This window comes from Staphylococcus gallinarum (assembly GCF_000875895.1).
Taxonomy (GTDB): Bacteria; Bacillota; Bacilli; order Staphylococcales; family Staphylococcaceae; genus Staphylococcus; species Staphylococcus gallinarum.
This window is the reverse complement of sequence record NZ_JXCF01000021.1, coordinates 1-2,309: the sequence shown is the minus strand read 5'-3', so window position 1 is coordinate 2,309 and position 2,309 is coordinate 1. Positions and strand designations below refer to the sequence as shown.

The 2,309-nt window shown below is 31.3% G+C and carries 3 protein-coding genes; 1 reads left to right on the top strand and 2 read right to left on the bottom strand.

The annotated features are described in order from the left end of the window. Nucleotides 1-82 precede the first annotated feature (82 nt). Nucleotides 83-961, top strand: coding sequence for a glyoxalase III HchA (gene hchA / locus SH09_RS10580; RefSeq protein ID WP_042739619.1), 879 nt, complete (start codon nt 83-85; stop codon nt 959-961). A 191-nt stretch (nt 962-1,152) separates the two neighbouring features. Here hchA and SH09_RS10575 read toward each other — a convergent pair whose 3' ends face one another. After that, on the bottom strand, nt 1,153-2,085 hold the full coding sequence (locus SH09_RS10575; RefSeq protein WP_042739618.1) for a ketopantoate reductase family protein: 933 nt from the start codon (nt 2,083-2,085) through the stop codon (nt 1,153-1,155). 14 nt (nt 2,086-2,099) lie between these two features. Beyond that, on the bottom strand, nt 2,100-2,309 hold a 210-nt coding region (locus SH09_RS17035; RefSeq protein ID WP_042739617.1), incomplete at its 5' end, for a PTS sugar transporter subunit IIC.

Below are 2,309 nucleotides of genomic sequence, written 5' to 3'. Positions count from 1 at the left end.
TTTTTTTTTACTTTACACGTATAATAAATGTTATATTAAAAGCATAATTTCTTATTCAATTTAAATGAAAGAAGGCGTCAATATGACACAAGATATAAATCAATTAAGTAAGCAACCCACACCTGATCAAGCAGAAGATAATGCATTTTTCCCTTCTCCATATTCACTAAGTCAATATACAACATCTAAAACAAACTTTAATGGAGTCAAACATAAAAATGCTTATACAAAGGGAAAATGGAAAGTATTAATGATTGCTGCTGAAGAACGTTACTTATTGTTAGAAAATGGAAAAATGTTTTCTACAGGAAATCATCCTGTAGAAATGTTGTTACCCCTACATCATTTAATGGAGGCTGGATTTGAAGTTGATATTGCAACACTTACAGGCTACCCAGTAAAATTAGAATTATGGGCAATGCCTAACGAAGATGAAGCTGTATTACAAACTTATAATAAGTTAAAAGATAAGCTTAAACAACCTAAAGTCCTATCAGAAGTTGTAAAAAATGATCTAGGTCCTGATTCAGATTACCTATCTGTTTTTATACCTGGTGGGCATGCTGCTGTAGTAGGTATTTCTGAAAGCAAAGATGTTCAAAAAACTTTAGATTGGGCTTTAGAATACGATAAATTTATTATTACACTATGCCACGGACCAGCTGCTTTATTAGCTGCTTCTATAGATAGAGAAGAATCGCCTTTTAAAGGATACTCAGTATGTGTTTTCCCAGATGCTTTAGATGAAGGCGCAAACTTAGATATTGGTTACTTACCTGGTCGATTAAAATGGTTAGTTGCTGATCTTTTAAGTAAGTCAGGGCTTCATATTGTTAATAATGAAATCACTGGTATGACACATCAAGACCGTAATTTATTAACTGGAGATAGTCCTTTAGCGTCAAATGCATTAGGTCTTCTAGCTGCAGATGTATTAGTAAATGCAGTGAAAAATGATTAAATTTATATTCAAAACGACAAAGTAAAATTATATATTTAGCTTTGTCCATAGTCATATAGAAAAATCAATAATAAAAATGGCCAATCTTATTCAGGGATTGGCCATTTTTATATAACGCTTAAAGTACTTTAACAACATATTCACTTAGAATTAAAATATATATTGTGTTGTTATAAGATAAATGAAACTATTTATCTTATTTTGGTTTCCAGTTGATGAATAAGATGGGTAATTATTTTATTAGCTGGTGTAGTTAAACCCAAGCTTTCGCCATAACTTACGATTTGTCCATTAAGATAATCTATTTCTGTTAAACGTCCATTAGAATAATCTTGATGCATAGACGGATAGTGCAGACCTTGTGTTGCCTTTGAATAAGTTGCCTCAATTTTTTCCAAAAGCTCTTTTCTATTTAAATCAATGTCTTTAGCTGCAGCTACTGTTATAATTTCATCAATAATTGGTATAATCATTTCTCTAGATTTTTCATAATTTCCAAATTCAAAAATATTCTTGTCCAAAATTGTACATAAAGGATTAAGTACACTGTTAACTGTAGCCTTAGACCAAATCGATTTAAACACATCATCACTTGCTTTTGCATTTAAACCAGCATCATTGAACATTTTCAATATATCTTCTGTAAACAAATCTTTTTTCCTATCAGCCCTTTGTATATCTATTGAACCTGTACCTTCTAATAATAATTGTCCAGGACCTTTTAATCCAGCCGTCCACATTGTCACTGCAAGGTAAATTTTAGATAAAGGAACAATTTTAGATAATCGTTCTTCATGCCCTAAACCGTTCATCATACTTACAATCCTTGTGTCATTGCCAATACAACCTGCTTCTTGTAATTTTTCTAACATACTTTCAGACTCCATGGCTTTCGTTAAAACAATAATTACATCAAATTTCATTGTTACATCTTTGGCTAAGATTGCTGGTATATTAACTGAAGTTACTGCTTCTTCTGTCTCAACTTCTAGACCATATGTGTTAATATTATAAACATGTTCTTTCCAATTATCTATAAGTGTTACATTATAACCGGCCTGCTTCAGTGCAACACCAATTCTACCTCCCATTGCACCAGCCCCAGCAATAGCAACTTTATACATTAAAACCACACTCCTTACTTTTTATTCATTGTATCATTTGTTTTAAAAATAAAAATTTTAGAATTATACATATTAAGTATTTTAGAGAATAGGAGATTTACAATTAGAGAAGATACAAGGGGAATAATAATATATGCTGCTATTACAGCACTTAAATTATACAATGAGCTCCCTTCTAAAAAATTCATTGACTTAATTGGACCGATGAGCCCTACCAATCCAAA

Coding starts and splice junctions, on each gene's coding strand:
- SH09_RS10575 (WP_042739618.1), bottom strand. CDS start 2,085: ATGTATAAAGTTGCTATTGCTGGGGCTGGTGCAATGGGAGGTAGAATT.
- hchA (WP_042739619.1), top strand. CDS start 83: ATGACACAAGATATAAATCAATTAAGTAAGCAACCCACACCTGATCAA.